The organism is Nonomuraea sp. NPDC049028, assembly GCF_043197735.1.
Lineage (GTDB): Bacteria > Actinomycetota > Actinomycetes > Streptosporangiales > Streptosporangiaceae > Nonomuraea.
In genome coordinates, this window is the sequence record NZ_JBICTR010000019.1 from 18,952 (window position 1) to 38,079 (window position 19,128).

17 protein-coding genes and 1 riboswitch are annotated in these 19,128 nt (G+C 69.6%); of the genes, 14 read left to right on the top strand and 3 right to left on the bottom strand.

Annotated features, from left to right (window positions below; translation table 11 throughout):
- Positions 1 to 28: 28 nt before the first annotated feature.
- From ACGFJ2_RS52940 to ACGFJ2_RS52950, 3 genes are read left to right on the top strand one after another with little or no spacing between them, the layout of a single operon-like run.
- Entirely contained in the window at positions 29 to 2,065 is a 2,037-nt protein-coding gene (locus ACGFJ2_RS52940) for an N-acetylneuraminate synthase family protein (RefSeq protein ID WP_393481894.1), read from the top strand.
- Positions 2,066 to 2,076: 11 nt separating this feature from the next.
- A complete protein-coding gene (locus ACGFJ2_RS52945) occupies positions 2,077 to 3,057 on the top strand; it encodes a glycosyltransferase family 2 protein (RefSeq protein ID WP_358184795.1) in 981 nt (326 codons plus the stop codon).
- The gene (locus ACGFJ2_RS52950) at positions 3,054 to 4,292 is read left to right on the top strand and encodes a polysialyltransferase family glycosyltransferase (RefSeq protein ID WP_358184798.1); all 1,239 of its coding nucleotides are present in this window, start codon (positions 3,054 to 3,056) and stop codon (positions 4,290 to 4,292) included. The genes ACGFJ2_RS52945 and ACGFJ2_RS52950 overlap by 4 nt, the downstream gene beginning before the upstream one ends.
- Before the next feature lie 45 nt (positions 4,293 to 4,337).
- On the opposite strand, the gene ACGFJ2_RS52955 is transcribed toward ACGFJ2_RS52950, so the two are convergent.
- Both ACGFJ2_RS52955 and ACGFJ2_RS52960 read right to left on the bottom strand, forming a co-directional pair.
- On the bottom strand, positions 4,338 to 5,498 hold the full coding sequence (locus ACGFJ2_RS52955; protein ID WP_393482169.1) for a DUF6716 putative glycosyltransferase: 1,161 nt from the start codon (positions 5,496 to 5,498) through the stop codon (positions 4,338 to 4,340).
- Between the two features lie 174 nt (positions 5,499 to 5,672).
- Positions 5,673 to 6,593 (bottom strand): hypothetical protein, encoded by a 921-nt coding sequence (locus ACGFJ2_RS52960; RefSeq protein ID WP_393481897.1) that lies wholly within the window; start codon positions 6,591 to 6,593, stop codon positions 5,673 to 5,675.
- 120 nt (positions 6,594 to 6,713) lie between these two features.
- Between ACGFJ2_RS52960 and ACGFJ2_RS52965 the strand changes: the two genes are divergently transcribed.
- The 4 genes from ACGFJ2_RS52965 (at position 6,714) to ACGFJ2_RS52980 (ending at position 9,923) form a co-directional block, all read left to right on the top strand.
- Positions 6,714 to 7,541, top strand: a complete 828-nt coding sequence (locus ACGFJ2_RS52965) for an aldo/keto reductase (protein ID WP_393481900.1) — start codon at positions 6,714 to 6,716, stop codon at positions 7,539 to 7,541.
- 19 nt (positions 7,542 to 7,560) lie between these two features.
- A complete protein-coding gene (locus ACGFJ2_RS52970; protein ID WP_393481903.1) occupies positions 7,561 to 8,514 on the top strand; it encodes a Gfo/Idh/MocA family protein in 954 nt (317 codons plus the stop codon).
- A gap of 118 nt (positions 8,515 to 8,632) precedes the next feature.
- Positions 8,633 to 8,771, top strand: a riboswitch (cyclic di-AMP (ydaO/yuaA leader).
- Between the two features lie 12 nt (positions 8,772 to 8,783).
- The gene (locus ACGFJ2_RS52975; protein WP_393481906.1) at positions 8,784 to 9,470 is read left to right on the top strand and encodes a CHAP domain-containing protein; all 687 of its coding nucleotides are present in this window, start codon (positions 8,784 to 8,786) and stop codon (positions 9,468 to 9,470) included.
- A gap of 288 nt (positions 9,471 to 9,758) precedes the next feature.
- The gene (locus tag ACGFJ2_RS52980; RefSeq protein ID WP_214641500.1) at positions 9,759 to 9,923 is read left to right on the top strand and encodes a hypothetical protein; all 165 of its coding nucleotides are present in this window, start codon (positions 9,759 to 9,761) and stop codon (positions 9,921 to 9,923) included.
- Positions 9,924 to 10,013: 90 nt separating this feature from the next.
- Here ACGFJ2_RS52980 and ACGFJ2_RS52985 read toward each other — a convergent pair whose 3' ends face one another.
- Complete coding sequence (locus ACGFJ2_RS52985; RefSeq protein WP_357952564.1) at positions 10,014 to 10,748, bottom strand: hypothetical protein; 735 nt, start codon at positions 10,746 to 10,748, stop codon at positions 10,014 to 10,016.
- 640 nt (positions 10,749 to 11,388) lie between these two features.
- Here ACGFJ2_RS52985 and ACGFJ2_RS52990 point away from each other — a divergent pair.
- From ACGFJ2_RS52990 to ACGFJ2_RS53020, 7 genes are all read left to right on the top strand, one after another.
- On the top strand, positions 11,389 to 11,820 hold the full coding sequence (locus tag ACGFJ2_RS52990; protein WP_393482172.1) for a YciI family protein: 432 nt from the start codon (positions 11,389 to 11,391) through the stop codon (positions 11,818 to 11,820).
- Between the two features lie 109 nt (positions 11,821 to 11,929).
- The gene (locus tag ACGFJ2_RS52995; RefSeq protein ID WP_393481910.1) at positions 11,930 to 13,174 is read left to right on the top strand and encodes an RNA polymerase sigma factor; all 1,245 of its coding nucleotides are present in this window, start codon (positions 11,930 to 11,932) and stop codon (positions 13,172 to 13,174) included.
- A gap of 395 nt (positions 13,175 to 13,569) precedes the next feature.
- On the top strand, positions 13,570 to 14,910 hold the full coding sequence (locus ACGFJ2_RS53000) for an ABC transporter substrate-binding protein (protein WP_393481913.1): 1,341 nt from the start codon (positions 13,570 to 13,572) through the stop codon (positions 14,908 to 14,910).
- 57 nt (positions 14,911 to 14,967) lie between these two features.
- Complete coding sequence (locus tag ACGFJ2_RS53005) at positions 14,968 to 15,888, top strand: sugar ABC transporter permease (RefSeq protein WP_357952561.1); 921 nt, start codon at positions 14,968 to 14,970, stop codon at positions 15,886 to 15,888.
- Positions 15,885 to 16,715 (top strand): carbohydrate ABC transporter permease, encoded by an 831-nt coding sequence (locus ACGFJ2_RS53010; RefSeq protein WP_357952560.1) that lies wholly within the window; start codon positions 15,885 to 15,887, stop codon positions 16,713 to 16,715. Before ACGFJ2_RS53005 ends, ACGFJ2_RS53010 begins: the two co-directional genes overlap by 4 nt.
- Positions 16,712 to 18,121 carry a GH1 family beta-glucosidase gene (locus ACGFJ2_RS53015; RefSeq protein WP_357952559.1) on the top strand — a complete coding sequence of 470 codons (1,410 nt, stop codon included), beginning with the start codon at positions 16,712 to 16,714 and terminating at the stop codon, positions 18,119 to 18,121. Before ACGFJ2_RS53010 ends, ACGFJ2_RS53015 begins: the two co-directional genes overlap by 4 nt.
- Positions 18,102 to 19,103 carry a LacI family DNA-binding transcriptional regulator gene (locus tag ACGFJ2_RS53020; RefSeq protein WP_357952558.1) on the top strand — a complete coding sequence of 334 codons (1,002 nt, stop codon included), beginning with the start codon at positions 18,102 to 18,104 and terminating at the stop codon, positions 19,101 to 19,103. The genes ACGFJ2_RS53015 and ACGFJ2_RS53020 overlap by 20 nt, the downstream gene beginning before the upstream one ends.
- Positions 19,104 to 19,128 lie beyond the last annotated feature (25 nt).

Consider the following 19,128-nt stretch of genomic DNA (forward strand, 5'->3'; position numbering starts at 1 on the left):
TGCAATCCGTAAGCACTGAGGAGTCACGTTGCGAGTCCTGGCCGTTGTTCCCGCCCGCGGCGGTTCTGCGGGTGTTCCCCTGAAGAACCTCGCGCCGGTCGGTGGTATCCCCCTGGTCACCCGAGCCGTACGCGCCGCGCTGCGCAGCGAGCTGATCGACCGGGTGGTGGTCAGCACCGACCACGCGGGAATCGCCGAGGCCGCCAAGGAGGCGGGCGCGCACGTCGTGGACCGTCCGGAGGAGCTGAGCGGCTCGACCGCCTCCAGCGAGTCGGCGGTCCTGCACGCGCTCGACACGCTCGGTGAGGACCCGGAAGTGGTCGTGCTCGTGCAGTGCACCAGCGCGTTCATCGACTCCGAGGACCTGTCGGCGGCCGTGCGCAAGGTACTCGACGGCGAGGCCGACGCGGTCGTGTCGGGCCTGCCGACGCACGAGTTCCTCTGGACCCCGGCCGGCGCCGGGATCAACCACGACCCCGCGTTCAGGCCGCGCAGGCAGGACCGTGAGCCGCAGTTCCGCGAGAACGGCGCGTTCTACGTCATGCGCACCTCCGGGCTGCGCGAGCACGGCCACCGCTTCTTCGGCACCATCGCCGTGCAGCCGGTGCCGGTGCGGCACGCGATCGAGATCGACGACCCCGAGGACCTGGAGCTGGCCCGCGCGCTGGCCCCGTTCGTGGACCTGCCCGAGCCGATCGACGTCGACGCGGTCATCACCGACTTCGACGGCGTGCACACCGACGACCGCGCCTACGTCGACTCCGACGGCCGCGAGATGGTGCTGGTCAGCCGCTCCGACGGGATGGGCATCGCGCTGCTGCGCCGCTCCGGGGTGAAGGTGCTGGTCATGTCGACCGAGCACAACCCGGTCGTGGCCGCCCGCGCCCGCAAGCTGGGCGTGCCCGTGCTGCAGGGCATCGCCGAGAAGCGGGTCGTGCTGCGCGACTGGCTGACGATCGAGGGCCTCGACCCGGCCCGCGTCGCCTACGTGGGCAACGACGTCAACGACCTGGGCCCGATGGCCGAGGTGGGCTGGCCGATCGCGGTGCCCGACGCGCACCCGCGGGTCCGGGCGGCCGCCCGGGTCGTGCTGTCCAAGGCGGGCGGCGAGGGCGCCGTACGCGAGCTGTGCGACCGGGTCGTGGCGGCCCGGCCCGCGGAGCCCACGCCCGAGGTCAGGGAGCGTCCCAGGTTCGGCCCGGTGGCGGTCGGCGAGGTGCTGGTCGGCGACGGCGAGCCCGTCTACGTCATCGGCGAGATCGGCATCAACCACAACGGCGACCTCGACCTGGCCCGCCGGCTCATCGACGTGGCGGCCGACGCGGGCTGCCAGGCGGTGAAGTTCCAGAAGCGCACCCCGGCGATCTGCGTGCCCGAGGCGCAGAAGGGGCAGATCAGGCAGACGCCCTGGGGCGAGATGACCTATCTGGAGTACAAGGAGCGGACCGAGTTCGGTTACGACGAGTACCGCCAGATCGCCAAGTACTGCGACGAGCGCGGCCTGCACTGGTTCGCCTCGCCGTGGGACGTGCCCTCCATCGACTTCCTCGAAGAGATGGACGTCGTGGCGCACAAGATCGCCTCGGCCAGCGTCGCCGACCATGAGCTGCTGCGCGCCCTCGCGGCGACGGGCAAGCCGCTGATGCTGTCGACCGGCATGTCCACGCTCTCCGAGATCGACCAGGCCGTCGAGATCCTCGGCACCGACAAGCTGATCATGATGCACGCCACCTCCACCTACCCCCTCCCGCCGGAGGAGGCGAACCTGCGTACGATCACCACCCTCAAGGAGCGCTACGGCGTGCCCGTCGGCTACTCCGGGCACGAGCGCGGCCTGCAGATCTCGCTGGCCGCGGTGACGCTCGGCGCGGTCTGCGTGGAGCGGCACATCACGCTCGACCGGACCATGTGGGGCTCCGACCACGCCGCGTCGCTGGAGCCGTCGGGTCTGGAGCACCTGGTGCGCGACATCCGGATCATCGAGCAGGCCATGGGCGACGGCGTCAAGCGCGTCTTCCCCGGTGAGGAGGCCCCCAAGGCCCGCCTGCGCCGCGTCACCGTCTGACGAGCGCGATCTTGACCACTCTGTCCGTCATCGTGCCCGTGCGTGACGGCGAGCGTTTCATCGCCGACGCGCTCTCCTCGCTCTGCCGCAACGCCCGGCGCGACTTCGAGTTCATCGTCGTGGACGACGGTTCGGTGGACGCCACCGGCGCCATCGCCGATGACTTCCGCGCCGACCTGCCCGGCCTGTCCGTCCTGCGCAATCCGGCGCCGGTCGGGCTCGCCGACGCGCGCAACACCGGGCTGTCGGCCGCCTCGGGCCGGTACGTCACGTTCATGGACGGCGACGACTGGCTCGCCCCCGGCTACCTGGCCGGGCTCGTCGAGGCCATCGAGGGCCTCGGCTGCGACTTCGTCCGCGCCGACCACGTACAGGTCGAGGGACGTAAGCGGGTCGTGCACCGCGCTCCGCTGGCGCGGCGGGGCGTGGTGCTCAACCCTCGGGACGCGATCCTGCCCGCGAACGTGCGGACCATGGTCGACTATCCCTACGCCTGGGCCGGGATCTACCGGCGCTCGCTGCACGATCTGCTGCACTTCCCCGGCTCGCTGCACACCGCCGAGGACCGGCCGTGGATCTGGCGGCTGCACAGGGAGGCGGCCTCGTTCGCGGTGGTCTCCCTGGCCGGGGTGTTCTACCGGCGGATGGTGTCGGGGTCGCTCACGCGGGTGGGCGACGAGCGGCAGCTGCACTTCTTCGACGCCTTCGAGCTGGTGTTCAAGGACCTCGAGGAGGAGTTCCTGCCCAAGGCCGTACGGAACTTCTGCGCGCTGCTGGCCCACCACCTGGAGATCGCCGACCGCTTCACCCCGCAGCTGCGCGCCCGGTTCGAGGAGCGCGGCGCGGAGATGGTGCGCACGCTGCCCACCGGCCTGGTGGCGGACGTGGTGTCGCGGATGTCCGTGGAACGCGAGGCCACCCTGCGGGCCCTGCTGCCCGACCTCCCCCCGAACCCCCACGTGCGGCCGCGCCGCGAACGGGAGGACTCATGACGACCGTCTTCTACGCCTCGACGCTGTTCGGGGCGATGTCGCTGGCGGCCGGGATCGACGACGGCCGCTTCGCCGAGGGACGCCGGGTCCTCATCGTGTCCAACAACGCGGCGATCCCCGAGGTGACCGTCCCGCTCGACCGGACGCCGGGCTTCGCGGTGCTGCGCTCCCGCTTCGACGAGATCCACTCGTGGAACGACCTGATCGCGCCGCTGCACCCGTCGGACTGGAAGGCCCGCGTCATCGAGGTGCCGATGATGGAGCGGCTGATCCGCGCCCAGCTGGGGCTCGAGGACGCGGCCGAGCTGGTGCTGGAGTCGATCGCCGTGCCGCCCGCCCGGACGATCGCCGGGCTGGTGCGCGACTGCCCGATCACCGTCTACTCCGACGGCCTGATGAGCTACGGCCCGACCCGCGACCCGCTGCCCGCCGAGATCTTCCGCCGCATCACCCGCCTGCTGCATCTGGACCTCGTGCCGGGGCTGGAGCCGCTCCTGCTCAGCGAGTACGGCGTGCCGGCCCAGATCCTGCCGGACGAGGCGTTCCTGGCGGTGGTCCGGCAGGTGGCGACGACCGCGCCCGACATGCTGGCCGGGCAGGCGATGATCCTCGGGCAGTACCTGTCCGCGCTGGAGATCGTCACGCCGGAGGAGGAGGCGGCGCTGCACGAGACGATGCTGCGCGGCCTGGTCGCCCGGGGCTACTCGACCGTCGTGTTCAAGCCGCACCCGGCGGCCGGGCGCCGGCACGCGCAGCTGCTCAGGGCCGCCGCCGAGCCGCTGGACGTGCGGCTGCTGGTCGCCGGGGAGAGCGTCCCGGCCGAGGTGTGCTTCTCGGCGCTCCGGCCCGAGCTGGTCGTGGGCTGCTTCTCGACCGGCCTGATCACGGCCGGGCGCTACTTCGGGCTGCCGGTGGCCTCGTACGGGACCGATCTGGTGCTGGAGCGGCTGGCCCCGTACGAGAACAGCAACCGGGTGCCCGTCACGATCGTCGACGCGCTGCTGCCCCGCATGTCGGCGGACGGCACGATCGAGCCGGCGCCGCGCGGCTATCTGCGGGAGCTGGTGCGGGCCGTGGGTTACTGCATGCAGGCCGAGACCTATCCGGAGCTGCGGCCGGTGGACTTCGACTTCGACCCGCGCTACTTCAAGCGCAAGCGTCTGGAGACGCTCGGGCTGACGGCCAAGCCCACGGCGCTGACGCGGCTGCGCCGCAAGATCCGCTCCGCGATCTGAACGAGCGGCGCCCCCGGAGGACAGCGTTCTCCGGGGGCAACGACTTCAGGACAGCGCCCGCAGATACCGGCGCATCCGCCGCTTGGCCCGGTAGCCGACGCGCAGCATGGTGGGCGGCACGTCCAGGCGCATCCTGGCCCGGCGGCGGGCGGCGGCGTGCTCCGGCCCGTCGAGCAGCGACCTGGCCGGGACCCGCGGGCCGCCGGCCACCAGCCCGCCCAGCAGCGCGGCCCAGTCGTTGCGCTCCGCCGGGTGGAAGTAGTTGGCCGCGCACCACCTTGCGTCGGCGGCGCGGAAGCCGCCGCCGGCCAGCTCGTCGAGCGTGCCCAGCAGCCCGCTGTCCTCGAACACCAGGTTGATCATCTCCGCGCTCACGCCGAAGTCGCTCAGCACCAGCAGCGGCACGTCCTGCGCGATGGCCTCCAGCGCCGCCGTCGAGCTGACGGTCACGAACCCGGCCGCCTGAGCCAGCTGGTCGTGCATCGAACCCACCTCGAACGCCACCCGCCCCGGCTCGCCGAGTTCGCGCCAGAGCCGCTGGTAGTGGAAGCGCTCGTTGTGCGTCTGCCGCTCGTCCTCCAGGGCGCGCAGCTTCACCACCACGTCCAGGTCCGGGCGGCGGGCGGCCAGCTCGGCCAGGGACAGCAGTATGCGTTCGCGATCCTCGCGCTCACGCGGCACCTTGGCCTGGGTGGCGAACACCACCCGGTTCCCGCCGCCGCGCACGGCCCGCGGGCGCAGGAACGGCAGCCGGGCCAGCCCGACCGCCCCTCCCCCGCCGAGCTGGGCGGCGATCCCGCCGAACTCGGCCACCTCCCGCTCGCTGTGCACCACGAACAGGTCGCACCCGCTGCGGAACAGCCACGCCTTCTCCGTCGCGGGCACCGAGATGCCCGGCAGCCCGGTCACGAACACCGGCCGCGGCCACAGCCCGGCGAACGCCTCGGCCACCAGTACGTCGACGACCGGCCCCGTACAGGCCACGATGATCGCGTCCGGCCGCGTCCGCTCCGCCAGACGCCGCACCGCCCGCGCCGGCATCAGCGGCGGCGCGGGACGCCCGCCCACGGCGGCGGCGATCTGCTCGGGCGAGGGCGCGATCGGCGTGCGCACCACCGCGAGGTCCGTCTCGCAGCCGGGCGGCAGGTCTTCCAGCAGGCAGGACGCCCACTTCAGGTACGAGTCGGAGTCGGCCACGGCCAGCACTCTCAAGTGGTCACTCCAGTCAAATACGGGCAGACGCCCAGTCGTATGGGTTGAACGCCGGTCTTGACCGGCCGTTCCAGTCACGTACGGAGTAAGCCGGTCGCCCGGCGACTTCGATCAGCTCCGGGATGAGCCGGTCACCCGGCGACTCCCATCAGCGGCGAGATAAGCCGATCATCCGGCCACTCCGGTCAGATGGGAGCGCAGGTCGGGGGCCGCCCTGCTGGTCCACCAGTCGTCCGGCACGTCCACCGCCTCGACCGCGACGCCGCGCGGGCCGAGCAGCACGCGCAGCGAGGTGATCGCGGTGGACGGCAGGCTGAGCACCCGCTGGGCGGGGTCGAGACCGCGCAGCGTCAGCTCAGCGGGTACGCCGGCGTCGTGCACGGTGATCTCGGGCCGCTCGCGGATGACCGCCACGTCAGCGGGGTCCTCGCGGCGATGCGGGAAGTAGGCGAGCGGCTCCTCGGCGGCCCGCTCCATCAGCCAGCTCAGGTAGCGATCCCGGTGGACCAGTCCGTTCCTGACCAGGGAGGTGCCGAGCACGACGGTCCGCTCGGCCGGGCCCGGCCCGCTCAGCGGCTGCTCGCGCAGCCAGCCGAAGTCGTGGCGGACCAGGTCGACGCCCGCCGCGCGGACGGCCGCCGCCAGCTCGTCGGTCACCGGCAGCGCGGTGAAGACCGACACCCGGCTCGCGCGCAGCCTGATCGCCGCCGCCAGCCCCAGGGCCGCGCGCAGCTTTCCCGGGTGGGCCCGCGCCCGCAACAGCGGTTTGTACGGCCCTTCGGCTAGCAGAGACAGCAACCGGAGCGTGGCCAGCCCGTCATCGACGATCACGATGCGGCCCGGATGGGAGACGAGCCAGCGCAGCTGAACCCGGCCGGAGAAGGCGTCGCCGACGGCGTGCGGGGAGCGCGGCATGCGCTCGCGCGGCTCGGCCAGCTCCAGCCCCTCGGGCAGAGCCAGACCGGACAGCTCCCGGCGAGTGGCCTTGAGCGCTCGCAGCCCGGCACGCGGCACGACGACCGTGGCAGGCCCGAGCAGTCCAGCGCGGTGCGCCTCTATGGCGCACAGCATCTGAAGCGGGGACTCCACCCAGGCCGACGCCTGTTTGCCCACTCTGTTACCCCCGCGGGGTGATAGCCCGATCACGACCGCTTCAAGCTAGCCCGGCCGCCTTAAGCCGCCAGAAACGGGACATGAACAATGGGACCCATGAACTCGCTACTACTCAACAGCGACGGCGTGCAGGTGCCGCAGCTCGGGTTCGGCGTCTGGCAGGTGCCGAGCGACGAGGCCGAACAGGTCGTGACGGCCGCTCTGGAGACCGGTTACCGCCACATCGACACCGCCAGCGCGTACGGGAACGAGGAGGGCGTCGGCCGGGCCGTACGCGCCTCGGGGATCCCGCGCGAGAAGCTGTTCGTCACCACCAAGCTCTTCAACAACGACCACGAGCGGGCGGAGGAGGCGTTCGACGAGAGCCTGTCCCGGCTCGGTCTCGACTACGTGGACCTGTACCTGATCCACTGGCCGGTGCCGTCCCGGAACAAGTATCTGCAGGCCTGGCGCGGCCTGGAGAAGATCTACCGTCAGGGACGGGCCAAGGCGATCGGTGTGTCCAATTTCACCATCGAGACCCTCACCCGGGTCATCGACGAGGCCGACATCGTTCCGTCCATCAACCAGATCGAGCTGCACCCGTACTTCCAGCAGCGCGCGCTGCGGGAGTTCCACGAGGCCAACGGCATCCTCACGGAGGCGTGGAGCCCGCTGGGGCAGGGCAAGGGCCTGCTCGGCGACCCGGCGCTGGCCGTGCTGGCGGAGAAGCACGGCAAGACGCCGGCCCAGATCGTGCTGCGCTGGCACATCCAGCTGGGCAACGTGACGATCCCCAAGTCGGTCACGCCCGCGCGGATCAAGGAGAACTTCGAGGTGTTCGACTTCGTCCTCGACACCGAGGACATGGCGGCCATAGGCGCCCTGACCAAGCAGGACGGCCGGATCGGGCCCGACCCGGAGACTTTCAGCTGGATGGGGTAAGTCCCTAGGATCTTTCCCCATGAAGGATCTCGCATGGGGCATAGCGGCCACGGGTGTCATCGCTGCAAGGGTCGGGGCGGTCATCGCCGCTGAGCCGGGAATGCGGGTGGCCGCCGTCGGTTCACGCGACCTCGGCCGCGCGCGGGCGCTGGCCTCGGAACTGGGCGCCGAGTCGGCGTACGGCTCGTACGCGGAGCTGTGCGCCGACCCCGGCGTCGACGCGGTCTACGTGGCGACCCCGCACGCCCAGCACCTGGAGGTCGCCGAGGCGGCGATCGCGGCGGGCAAGGCGGTGCTGTGCGAGAAGCCGCTCGCCGCGTCCGTCGCCGACGCCGAGCGGATGGTCCAGCTCGCCCGCGATGCCGGGGTGTTCCTGATGGAAGCCATGTGGACCCGGTTCAATCCGCTCATCCAGCGGGTGGCCGGCGATCCCCGGTTCGGCGAGATCCGCTCGGTCCAGGCGTCGTTCGGCTTCAAGGCTCCCTACGATCCCGCACACCGGCTGTGGGCGCCGGAGCTGGGCGGCGGGGCGCTGCTCGACCTGGGCGTCTACTCGTTCGGACTGGCGCAGCTGCTGCTCGGGATGCCCTCACGGATGCACGTCACGGGCTCGCTGGCGCCCTCGGGGGTGGACGCGGAGGCGGGCGGGGTGCTGGTCTATCCGGGCGGCAGGCGGGCCCTGGTGGAGTGCTCGCTGCTGGGCCCGTACGCCAACGACGCCGTCGTGGTGGGCACCGACATGCGCGCCCACATCAAGGCGCCGTTCTGGGCGCCGGAGCGGGTCGTGCTGAGCGGGCCGTCGATGGAGACGGAGGAGCTCGTGCTCGATCCGGCGGACAACGGGTACGCCGGCGAGGTGCGCGAGGTACGGGACGCCATGGCCGAAGGCAGGACCGAATCCGCGATCATGCCACTTGACGAAAGCCTTGCCATGATGGGGCTTCTGGCCGACGCGAGGGAGCAGCTCTCTTAGCTGGCGATTTATCCATTTGTAAGACCCTTGCCACTTGCATTACCTTTGTGGTCATATGAGGCATACGTCCGGTTTGTCCGTTCGTTGCCAGACCATCGCACAAAGGCATCACAGGACCGTCCTGTGACCGCTGAATCCGCCTCGCGCGGAACCGGGGACCCACCGTCCTTTGGGGTGTATCGGCACGTCACGTGCCGTAGGACAGCTTCCACGTCCGAACCCGTCAGCTAACCCGGTAAGCGGCATGGAAGCAAGGAGTTACCCCCTCGATGGCCAAGTCCCATCTTTTTCGCGCCACCAAGTCGACCTTCGCTCACGCCGTCCTCGGCGTGAGCGTCGCGGCCGCCGCCTTCGCCGGCCAGTCCGCCGCCCACGCGGACACCGCCACCGCCCACGCTGCCGCGGCCCCGGCACACGCCGCCGCCGCCGCGAAGAGCCACCCGGAGAGCGAGGTCAAGGCCAAGGCCACGGTCTCGCGGGTTCTGGCGCTGGCCAAGGCCCAGGTCGGCACCACTGAGAACGCCTACGGTGGCGGCACCAAGTTCCAGAAGTGGTACATGAACTCCCCGCGCGCCCTGGAGACCCTCAGGCGCGACGGCGGCACCCGGGCGGACTACCTGAACGCCGCCTGGTGCTCGATGTTCGTCTCGTGGGTCGGCGAGCAGTCCGGCGCGCGCAGCATGATCGGCTGGGACGCCTACACGGTCGAGCACGCGAAGTGGTTCGCCAACAACAACCACTGGGGCACGACCCCGAAGCCGGGCGCCGTGGTGTTCTTCTCGTGGGGCGGCAGCAAGAGCCTGGACGACATCGAGCACGTCGGCTTCGTCGTCAAGGACAACCACGACGGCACGATCTCCACGATCGAGGGCAACACCGGCAACGGCAGCGTCCAGCAGCGCGTCCGGCCGACGTCCCAGGTGGTCGGCTACGGCTACCCGAACTACGGGGCCTGACGACTTCCTGATCGAGGGCTCTCCTGCCGACGAGCGCGCGTCCTACTGGACGCGCGCTCGTCGGCGTCCTACTCTCCCGTACCGGCGTCTTACTCTCACGTACCGGCTGCTTACGCTCCCGTACCGGCTGCCGAAAAGCCCACCACGTTGGGCTGAACAGCGCATGGCTGCCTTATCTGCCCATCCGACCGCAACCCCCCAAGTTTGGGGATGTCACGGGCCTGCCGTCACCTCGGACACTGACGGTGGCCGGACAGCGAGCCGGTTCTCGATACTGGAGGAGGGGACATGTCACCGACGACGCAGCAGGACAACTGGCGCTTCTGTAACAAGTGCTACACCCTTTGGTGGAATGGCCGCCCCGACAACGGACACTGCCCCGCGGGCGGCGCCCACGAGGGACACGGCAGTTGGAACTTCTACCTCCCGGCGAACCCTGCCGAGCACATCTGACGCAAGACCGGACCCCCGGCCGATCTCCCCGCGACGCCACGGCTTCGCGGGGAGTTCGGCGTTGGACGACGCTTTCGGCGATCCGGCGAGTCAGCCCAGTTGCTGGGCGTTCAGGCCGGTGAGGCGTTCGTAGGCGGGGCTTTCGCCTGGGTAGACGACCTGGATGTCAATGGGAAGGGCTGTCCCAGGATCGACGCTGTGCCCGCCGCCTTCGGGGGAGCCGAGCAGGACGGCGCCGTCGCTGCCGTCGCGGAAGATCTCGCCCCAGAAGGTGTCGACGAAGCTCTTGGACAGCAAGGTTCCCTCCGGCAAGCCGCCGAAGCCCACGGCCCATTTCATGACGCGGGTGTCCTCGGCGTGCATCGTGAGCCGGTAGGAGTAGATGTGGCCCGAGCCTTCCGCCCAGTGGCCTCGCAACTCCTGATCGACGCGCAGGTTCCCCACGAAGCGGGCCGCCAGCGCGGACTGGGCCTGGTCGTTCCAGGAGCCGTTCGGGCTCTCGGCCATGGGGATGTCCGACAACCTCGCGATCGAGGCTCCCCGCTCCACCGGCAGTGAGTGTCCCTGCTGGTTGGCGGCCGAGAAGAGCGCGTTGTCCTCGACGGTGTTGTTGACGACGGCGCTCACCCCGTCACCGCTGTGGTCGAACCCGTACTCGGAGAAGTCGTTGGCATGCGCGCCCATCGGAATGGCCAGGATTTTGTCGCCACGCCCCGGGGTCTGGCCCGCGTTGAAGTTATTGGCCCGATAGAGACAGAAGTGCCCCTCGGGACACGCATCGGCCCCCTGGCCGTAGATCAGCTTCGGTTCCTTGTCGTCGCTCATCGCGCTCCCCTAACCGTTGACGGTCGGCGCGGCTGCCCTGGTGGCAGCCGCCGGGTTCTGCGGACCATGGGTGTCTCGGGTGCCGTTCGAGGACGTAGCCCAGAACATCGTGACGACGGAAACGGCGCAGAAGCCCAACAGATACGGTATGCGCCATAATCGCTACTCTGTGTAATGACACGCGAGGTTCGCCGCCGACTATCTGCAGCCCCTGGAGTCAGGACTCGAACAGCTCACAAGTCACCCGACTTCCGCCTGCTGCCTGCGACGGCGGTCGCCTTCGTGGTCCTGATCGGCTCCGGCGTGCCCGCCCGCGCGGCGGACGCCTCCGCCATGACGGCACCGTCCTGCGGCAGGGCAGGACACTGGCCATCTATACGCTCCTGTACTACCGCAAGAACTGGCGAGAAGCGGACTACGGCGGATCCCAAGCCCGGATCACGGCCAGGAGGTTGTCCGGGGTCCTCGCTGGAACGTAGATCGCCGGTCCTTACCGCCGGCGGGCTGAAGGCGCCGGTCTTGGTCCGCGGTGCCGATGACGCTGCGACGTCTCCTGGTGAAGAATTTCTGCTCACGTGTCGATTCGGGGCCTGACCGTTCGACGCGTTCGTGAGAGTGAAGGAGGCGGATCGTGAAGTTCATGATCGTAGGGAAGGCGAACGAGGCGACCGAGGCCGGCGAACTGCCCAGCCGGGAGCTCGTCGACGCGATGGGCGCCTACAACGAGAGCCTGGCCAAGGCGGGGGTGCTGCTGGCCGCCGAAGGGCTGTACCCCAGTTCCCACGGTGCGCAGATCGCCTACACCAAGGATGGCAAGGCGACGGTGCTCGACGGGCCGTTCGCCGAGGCCAAGGAGCTGATCGCCGGGTTCTGGCTGATCCAGGTCAAGTCCCGGGAGGAGGCCATCGAATGGGCGCTGCGGGTGCCGGTTCCCGGTGGGCATGAGGGGGTCGGGCTGGACGTCTGGCAGGTGTTCGACGCCGCCGACCTGCCGGCCGGGTCGATGACCCCCGAGGAGGCCGAACGCGAGGCGGCATTGCGGGAGCGCCTGATGGGTTCCGCCGAACGATAGAAGCCGCTTCCCGCCCGCGAGCCCAACTCTCCGTTGGGGGCCCGAATCGCCCACCAGGCTCCGGTCCCGGCTTGCGGGGGGTGGGGCGGGCTGGTCTTATGGCCACGTGATGGCTTCCGATACGCATCGGGCGATCGAGACGGTCTGGCGGATGGAGGCGGCGCGGCTCATCGCCGGCCTGACCGGGCTGGTGCACGACCTCGGCCTGGCCGAGGAGCTGGCCCAGGACGCCCTGGTCGCGGCGCTGGAGCAGTGGCCGGAGTCGGGGGTGCCGGGCAATCCCGGCGCCTGGCTCATGACCGTCTCCAAACGCCGCGCCATCGACCTGCTGCGCCGTCAGGAACGCTACGCGCGCAAGCTGACCGAGATGGGCCGCGAGCTGTCGGAGGAGCCGGGTGCCGACGAGGAGCTGCCCGGCACCGATGAGATCGAGGACGACCTGCTGCGGCTGGTGTTCACGGCGTGTCATCCGGTGCTGTCCACGGAGGCCCGGGTGGCGCTCACGCTGCGGGTGCTCGGCGGGCTGAGCACCGACGAGATCGCCAGGGCGTTCCTGGTCCCTGAGCCGACGGTGGCGCAGCGGATCGTCCGAGCCAAGCGGACGCTGGCCGACAAGCAGGTGCCGTTCGAGGTGCCGCAGGGTGAGGAGCTGGCCGGACGCCTGTCGTCGGTCCTGGAGGTCATCTACTTGATCTTCAACGAGGGCTACTCGGCCACGGCCGGTGACGACTGGATGCGGCCCGGACTCTGCGAGGACGCGCTGCGGCTCGGCCGGGTGCTGGCCGAGCTGATGCCCAAGGAGCCCGAAGTGCACGGCCTGGTCGCGTTGATGGAGATCCAGGCGTCGCGCGCGGCCGCCCGGGTGGGACCGTCCGGCGAGCCGATCCTGCTGCTGGAGCAGAACCGGGGCCGCTGGGACCGCCTGCTGATCCGCCGTGGCCTGGACGCGCTCCAGCGGGCCGAGGATCTCGACGGCGACCTGGGCCCGTACGTGCTGCAGGCCGCCATCGCCGCCTGTCACGCCAGGGCGCTCACCCCCGAGGAGACCGACTGGCGGGCCATCGCCACCCTCTACGAGGCGCTGGCGCGGATGTCGCGGTCCCCGGTCGTCGAGCTCAACCGGGCGGTCGCGCTCGCCATGGCGTACGGTCCGGCGGTCGGGCTGGAGCTGGTGGACCAGCTGGTCGACGAACCGGCGCTGAAGGGCTACCACCTGCTGCCGAGCGTACGCGGGGATCTGCTGGTCAAGCTGGGGCGACAGGGTGAGGCGCGCGCCGAGTTCGAACGGGCGGCGGCCATGACCCGCAACGCCCGCGAGCGCACCCTGCTGCGAGAGCGCGCCGCCGCCTGCTGATCCCTGTCGCCCGCTGATCCCTGTCGCCTGCTGATCGCCGCCAACGCGCCGTACGGACGCCTCAGCAGTCGCGACCGCGAGCCCTACTGCGCTCGTGACCACGGGCGTGACCACGAGAAAAGCCCGCAGTGTGTGGGCGACATGCCCAGAAAGCAAACACAAACGAGTCCCTTGTGATGGGAGCGCTCCCAAACGGCCCTTTGCGTCGTAAGTCACCAAAAATCCCCTTTCAGAATGAGAAATCGCACCATTGGTAACGGTTGCGTTTCAGCGCATTGACGGGCACAGGCCATAAGTGCACCCTTTGTGGGAGCGCTCCCAAGGATTTCCCACCGCGGCCCGGAGCGTGTGTCGCGGTGCACCTCCCCACCCATTCACCCGAGAAGGGGTCCACCATGTTGAACCGCAAGCGTCGCGGCGGTCTCGCCGCGGCTTCCGCCCTGGCGGCGGCGGCCCTGACCGTCGCATCCTGCGGCTCCGGCGGCACTCCGGCGGCCAGCAACGCACCCGCGTCCTCGGCGGCCGCCGAACCGGTCACGATCCGGGTGCAGACTTTCGGCGGCGGCTCGAACTTCGGCTACAAGAACGCCATCACGAAGTGGAACGCCGAGCACAAGGACATCCAGATCAAGGAAGAGCACCTGACCGACCAGTTCGAGCAGCAGTACTGGCCGCAGATGATCCAGTGGCTGCAGGCGGGCAACGGCGCGGGCGACGTGGTCGGCATCGACGAAGGTGGCATGGGCCTGGCCAAGGCGCACCCGGAGTGGTGGGCGGACCTGAAGGAATTCGGCCTGGACTCCCGCAAGGCGGACTTCCCCGCCTGGAAGTGGGAGAACGGCCTCACCGCCGACGGCAAGCTGTTCGGCCTGGGCACCGACATCGGCGGTATGAGCATCTGCTACCGCTCGGATCTGTTCAAGAAGGCCGGACTGCCCTCCGAGCGCGACAAGGTCAGCGCCCTGTGGCCCGATTGGGACGCCTTCATGAAGGTCGGCCAGCAGTTCCAGGCGAAGGTGAAGGACACCAAGTTCGCCGACGGCACGAACACGCTCTACCAGGTGGTCCTCTACCAGGAGGCGGCCAAGAACGGCAACGTCACCTATTTCGACAAGGACAACAACCTCATCGTCGACAAGAACCCGGCGGTGAAGGCCGGCTTCGACTTCGCCACGAAGATGAGCCAGCAGGGCCTGACCGCCAAGCTGCGTAACTTCACCGACGAGTGGGCGGCGGGCACCCAGAAGGGCGCGTTCGCCACGGTCGGCTGCCCGTCGTGGATGCTCGGCGTGGTCAGCGGCAACGCCGGCGACGGCGGCAAGGGCAAGTGGGACGTGGCCGCGGTACCCGGCGGCGGCGGCAACTGGGGCGGCTCCTGGCTGTCGGTGCCGAAGCAGAGCAAGCACCCGAAGGAAGCCGCGGCGGTGGCGGACTACCTGACCCAAGCGCAGACCGAGGCGAGCATCTTCACCGACTTCGGCAACATGCCGAGCAACACGAAGGCGCAGCAGGACCCGGCCGTGCAGAGCGCGAAGAACGAGTTCTTCAACGACGCCCCGATCGGCGAGATCTTCGCCAAGTCGGCGTCGAGCCTCCAGCCGGTCTTCCTCGGCGTGAAGCACGCCCAGGTCAAGAACGCCATCGAGTCGGTGATCCAGGGCATGGACGACGGCTCGGTGCCCTACGGCAAGGCCTGGCAGCAGTTGGTCGACGACGCGGTGAAGGCCGCGGGCTGATCTTCCCCGCCCGGCCCGCCATGAGCGGGCCGGGCTACTGCCGCCGAAAGGTCTCCTATGAGTATCGACACCCTTCCGACCGGCCGTCTCTGGCGTTCCAGACTGGACGTCAAGGTGATGCCGTACACGCTGGTGTCCCCGTACTTCATCCTGTTCGCCGCCTTCGGGCTCTTCCCGCTGGCGTTCACCCTCTACTACTCGCTCTACGACTACGACCTGGCCGGGACCACGAAGTGGACCGGGCTGGGCAACTACGCCAAACTGCTGGCCGACGAGGACTTCTGGAACGCCGTGGTCAACACGGTCGGCATGTTCCTGCTGGCCACCATCCCGCAGTTGCTGCTGGCGCTGTTCCTGGCCAACGCGCTGAACAAGCGGTTCCGGCTGCGCCTGGCGATCCGGATGAGCGTGCTGCTGCCGCTGGTGACCTCGGTGGTCGCGGTGGCGGTCGTGTTCACCCAGCTCTTCGCCCGTGACTGGGGGCTGGTCAACTGGATCCTCAGCTGGTTCGGCGTGGACGCCATCAACTGGCGGGCCGAGCGGGTCCCGTCGTGGCTGGCCATCGCCACCATGGTCGACTGGCGCTGGACCGGCTACAACGCGATCATCTTCCTGGCCGGCATGCAGACCATTCCGCGCGACCTGTACGAGGCCGCGGCCATCGACGGGGCCTCGCGGCGGCGGCAGTTCTGGCAGATCACCCTGCCGATGCTCCGCCCGACCATGATCTTCGTGGTGCTCAACTCCACGATCGGCGGGCTCACGCTGTTCTCCGAGCCGACGACGTTCTACAACGGCAACGTCGACGGCGGGTCGCAGGGCCAGTTCCAGACGGTCGCGATGTTCATCGTCAAGCAGGGCTTCCGCGAGTTCGACTACGGCTACGCCGCCGCGGCGGCCTGGCTGCTGTTCCTGCTCATCCTCATCGGCGCGCTGATCAACTTCCTGTTCGTCCGCAGGATCGGGGGCACCAAATGACCAACTGGTCGCCGACCCTCATCACCCGGGTCATGCTGGCGCTGGCCATCGTGCTGTCCGCCTTCCCGCTGTACTGGATGCTGGTCATCGCCTCGCGGACCAACGCCGACGCGGTCGCGGTGCCGCCGCCGTTCCTGCCCGGCGGGAACCTCGGCCAGAACATCCTCGCCGTGCTCAACAACGAGGACGCCCACTTCCTGCTCGGCCTGACCAACTCGTTCATCGTGGCGAGCGTGGTCACCGTCTCGGTGGTCATCATCTCGACGCTGGCCGGCTTCTCCTTCGCCAACCTGTCGTTCAAGGGCAGGAACGTGCTGCTCCTGGCCGTACTGCTGACGATGGCGGTGCCGCTGCAGCAGATGGGCGTGGTGCCGCTCTACCGGCTGATGGTCAGCCTGGAGTGGACGGGCACCCTCAAGGCGGTCATCCTGCCGTACCTGCTCAACGGGTTCGGCGTGTTCCTGATGACCCAGTACACCCGCCAGGCGGTGCCGATGGAACTGGTCGAGGCGGCCAGGGTCGACGGCGCGGCCACCCTGCGGATCTGGTGGAACGTCGTGCTGCCGGCCGTACGGCCGGGCATGGCGGTGCTCGGGATCAATACGTTCATGCTGATGTGGAATGACTTCATGTGGCCGCTGATCGTCCTCACTCCGGACAATCCGACGGTGCAGATCGCGATCACCTCGCTGAACGCCAGGTTCTCCACCAACTACACATTGATCTTCGCGGGAACGGCGCTGTCCATCATTCCGCTCATCGCGGTATTCGTCGCATTCGGCCGCCAAATCGTCGGCGGACTCATGGAAGGTGCGGTCAAGGCGTGACGACACAAGAGGAACAGACGCGTGCCGGGCTGCAGTTCCCCACGGGATTCGCGTTCGGCGCGGCCACCTCGGCGTACCAGATCGAAGGCGCGGTCGCCGAGGACGGGCGCGGCATGTCCATCTGGGACACCTTCACCAAGACCCCGGGCCGCGTGCTCAACGGGGACCACGCGGACGTGGCCATCGACCACTACCACCGATACCGGGAAGACGCCCAGATCATGGCGGAGCTGGGCCTGACCGCCTACCGCTTCTCCGTATCCTGGCCCCGGATCCAGCCCGACGGGTCCGGCAAGATCAACCAAAAGGGCCTCGACTTCTACAAACGGCTCACCGACGAGCTGCGGCAGCACGGCATCGACCCCTGGCTGACCCTCTACCACTGGGACCTGCCCCAGGCGCTGGAGGACAGGGGCGGCTGGCCCAACCGCGACACGGCCTACTGCTTCGCCGACTACGCGGCGACCGTGCACGAAGCGCTGAAGGATCACGTACATACCTTCAGCACCGTCAACGAGCCATGGTGCACCGCGTTCCTCGGCTACGCCTCGGGCGAGCACGCCCCGGGCCGTCGCGAGCCGGAGAACGCGATCAGGGGCGCGCACCATCTCAACCTCGCGCACGGCCTTTCCGTACAGGCGATGGGCGCGAGGCGGGTCGGCGGCTGCGTGAACCTCTACGCGATCACCCCGGCCACCGACAGCGAGGCGGACCAGGACGCGGCGCGGCGCATCGACGGGCTGCAGAACCGGTTCTTCCTCGACGCGCTGATGACCGGCCGCTACCCGCAGGACGTCCTCGACGACCTCGGGATGGACCTGGACTTCATCAGGGACGGTGACCTGGCGACCATCAAGGCGCCGATCGACGTGCTGCTCGTCAACTACTACAGCCGCTTCACGGTTTCGGGAGCACCAGGCGGCAGGGCCTCAGCGGCGGCGGCGCCCACGGATTCCGCCTCGCCCTGGGTGGGCAGCGAGCATGTGTCGTTCGTCGACGGCGGCCGGCCGGTCACCGCGATGGGCTGGGAGATCGACCGGGGCGGCCTGGTGGAGGTGCTGACCAGGGTGGCGCGGGATTACCCGGCGATCCCGATGGTCGTCTCCGAGAACGGCGCGGCCTTCGACGACGTCCTGGAGCACGGCCGGGTACACGACTCCGAGCGGGTGGCCTACTTCGAGGACCACCTGCGCGCCTGCCGCGACGCGATCGACGCCGGGGTGCCGCTGGAGGGCTATTTCGCCTGGTCGCTTATGGATAACTTCGAGTGGGCATGGGGCTACGGCAAGCGCTTCGGCCTCGTGCACGTGGACTTCGAGAGCCAGCGGCGCGTGCTCAAGGACAGCGCTATCTGGTACTCGGAGATCATCCGGCAGAATAGGCGTCATGAACCGACCGACTCTTGAGGCAGTCGCCGCTCTGGCCGGAGTAGGCCGTGGCACGGTGTCCAGAGTCATCAACGGCTCACCCAACGTGAGCGAGAAGGCCCGCGACGCCGTGCAACGGGCCATCCAGGAGCTGGGCTACGTCCCCAACCGCGCGGCGCGGGCGCTGGTCACCCGGCGCACCGACACGGTGGCGCTGGTGGTGTCGGAGTCCGAGCTGCGCGTCTTCGACGAGCCCTACTTCGCCGGGACCATCAGGGGCATCGGCTCGGCGCTGGCCGAGACGGGCCTCCAGCTGATCCTGGCCATGGCCCAGTCGCAGGAGGAGCACGAACGCCTGGAGCACTACCTGACGGGGCAGCACGTCGACGGCGTGCTGCTCCTGTCGCTGCACGGCGCCGACCCGCTGCCCGGCCGGTTGGAGGCGATGGGCGTGCCGACCGTGCTGGGCGGCCGCCCGGTCGGCCTCACCCCCTACAGCTACGTCGACATGGACAACCGGGCCGGCGCCCGGCAGGCGGTCAAGCACCTGCTGGGTCTCGGCAGGCAGCGCATCGCCACGATCGCCGGGCCGCAGGACATGGGCGTGGGCGTCGACCGGCTGGCCGGCTACCACGACGCGCTGCTCACCTTGGGAGCTCGGGAGCTGGTCGCCTATGGCAGCGACTTCTCCGAGGAGAGCGGCGCGGCGGCGATGCGCGAGCTGCTGGCCGCCGAGCCGGAGCTCGACGCCGTGTTCGCCGCCTCGGACCCGCTGGCGGTGGGGGCGATGCGGGTGCTCAAGCTCGAGGGCCGGGCCATCCCGGGTGACGTGGCGGTGGTGGGGTTCGACGACTCCAAGGTCGCCTTGCACGCCGACCCGCCGCTGACCACCGTGCACCAGCCGGCCGAGGAGATGGGCCGCCAGATGGCGCGGCTGCTGGTGGCGCGGATCAACGGCGAGGCGCTCCGCCAGCCCGTGGTCATCCTCGACACCCACCTGGTCCGCCGGGAGTCGGCCTGACCTCGGGATACCCTTTGCTCAACCC

What these genes read in the sequence shown, in the direction of transcription:
- ACGFJ2_RS52950 (WP_358184798.1), top strand. Translation starts at nt 3,054, where the DNA reads ATGACGACCGTCTTCTACGCCTCGACGCTGTTCGGGGCGATGTCGCTG.
- ACGFJ2_RS52965 (WP_393481900.1), top strand. Translation starts at nt 6,714, where the DNA reads ATGAACTCGCTACTACTCAACAGCGACGGCGTGCAGGTGCCGCAGCTC.
- ACGFJ2_RS52970 (WP_393481903.1), top strand. Translation starts at nt 7,561, where the DNA reads ATGAAGGATCTCGCATGGGGCATAGCGGCCACGGGTGTCATCGCTGCA.
- ACGFJ2_RS52975 (WP_393481906.1), top strand. Translation starts at nt 8,784, where the DNA reads ATGGCCAAGTCCCATCTTTTTCGCGCCACCAAGTCGACCTTCGCTCAC.
- ACGFJ2_RS52980 (WP_214641500.1), top strand. Translation starts at nt 9,759, where the DNA reads ATGTCACCGACGACGCAGCAGGACAACTGGCGCTTCTGTAACAAGTGC.
- ACGFJ2_RS52985 (WP_357952564.1), bottom strand. Translation starts at nt 10,748, where the DNA reads ATGAGCGACGACAAGGAACCGAAGCTGATCTACGGCCAGGGGGCCGAT.
- ACGFJ2_RS52990 (WP_393482172.1), top strand. Translation starts at nt 11,389, where the DNA reads ATGATCGTAGGGAAGGCGAACGAGGCGACCGAGGCCGGCGAACTGCCC.
- ACGFJ2_RS52995 (WP_393481910.1), top strand. Translation starts at nt 11,930, where the DNA reads ATGGCTTCCGATACGCATCGGGCGATCGAGACGGTCTGGCGGATGGAG.
- ACGFJ2_RS53000 (WP_393481913.1), top strand. Translation starts at nt 13,570, where the DNA reads ATGTTGAACCGCAAGCGTCGCGGCGGTCTCGCCGCGGCTTCCGCCCTG.
- ACGFJ2_RS53005 (WP_357952561.1), top strand. Translation starts at nt 14,968, where the DNA reads ATGAGTATCGACACCCTTCCGACCGGCCGTCTCTGGCGTTCCAGACTG.
- ACGFJ2_RS53010 (WP_357952560.1), top strand. Translation starts at nt 15,885, where the DNA reads ATGACCAACTGGTCGCCGACCCTCATCACCCGGGTCATGCTGGCGCTG.
- ACGFJ2_RS53020 (WP_357952558.1), top strand. Translation starts at nt 18,102, where the DNA reads ATGAACCGACCGACTCTTGAGGCAGTCGCCGCTCTGGCCGGAGTAGGC.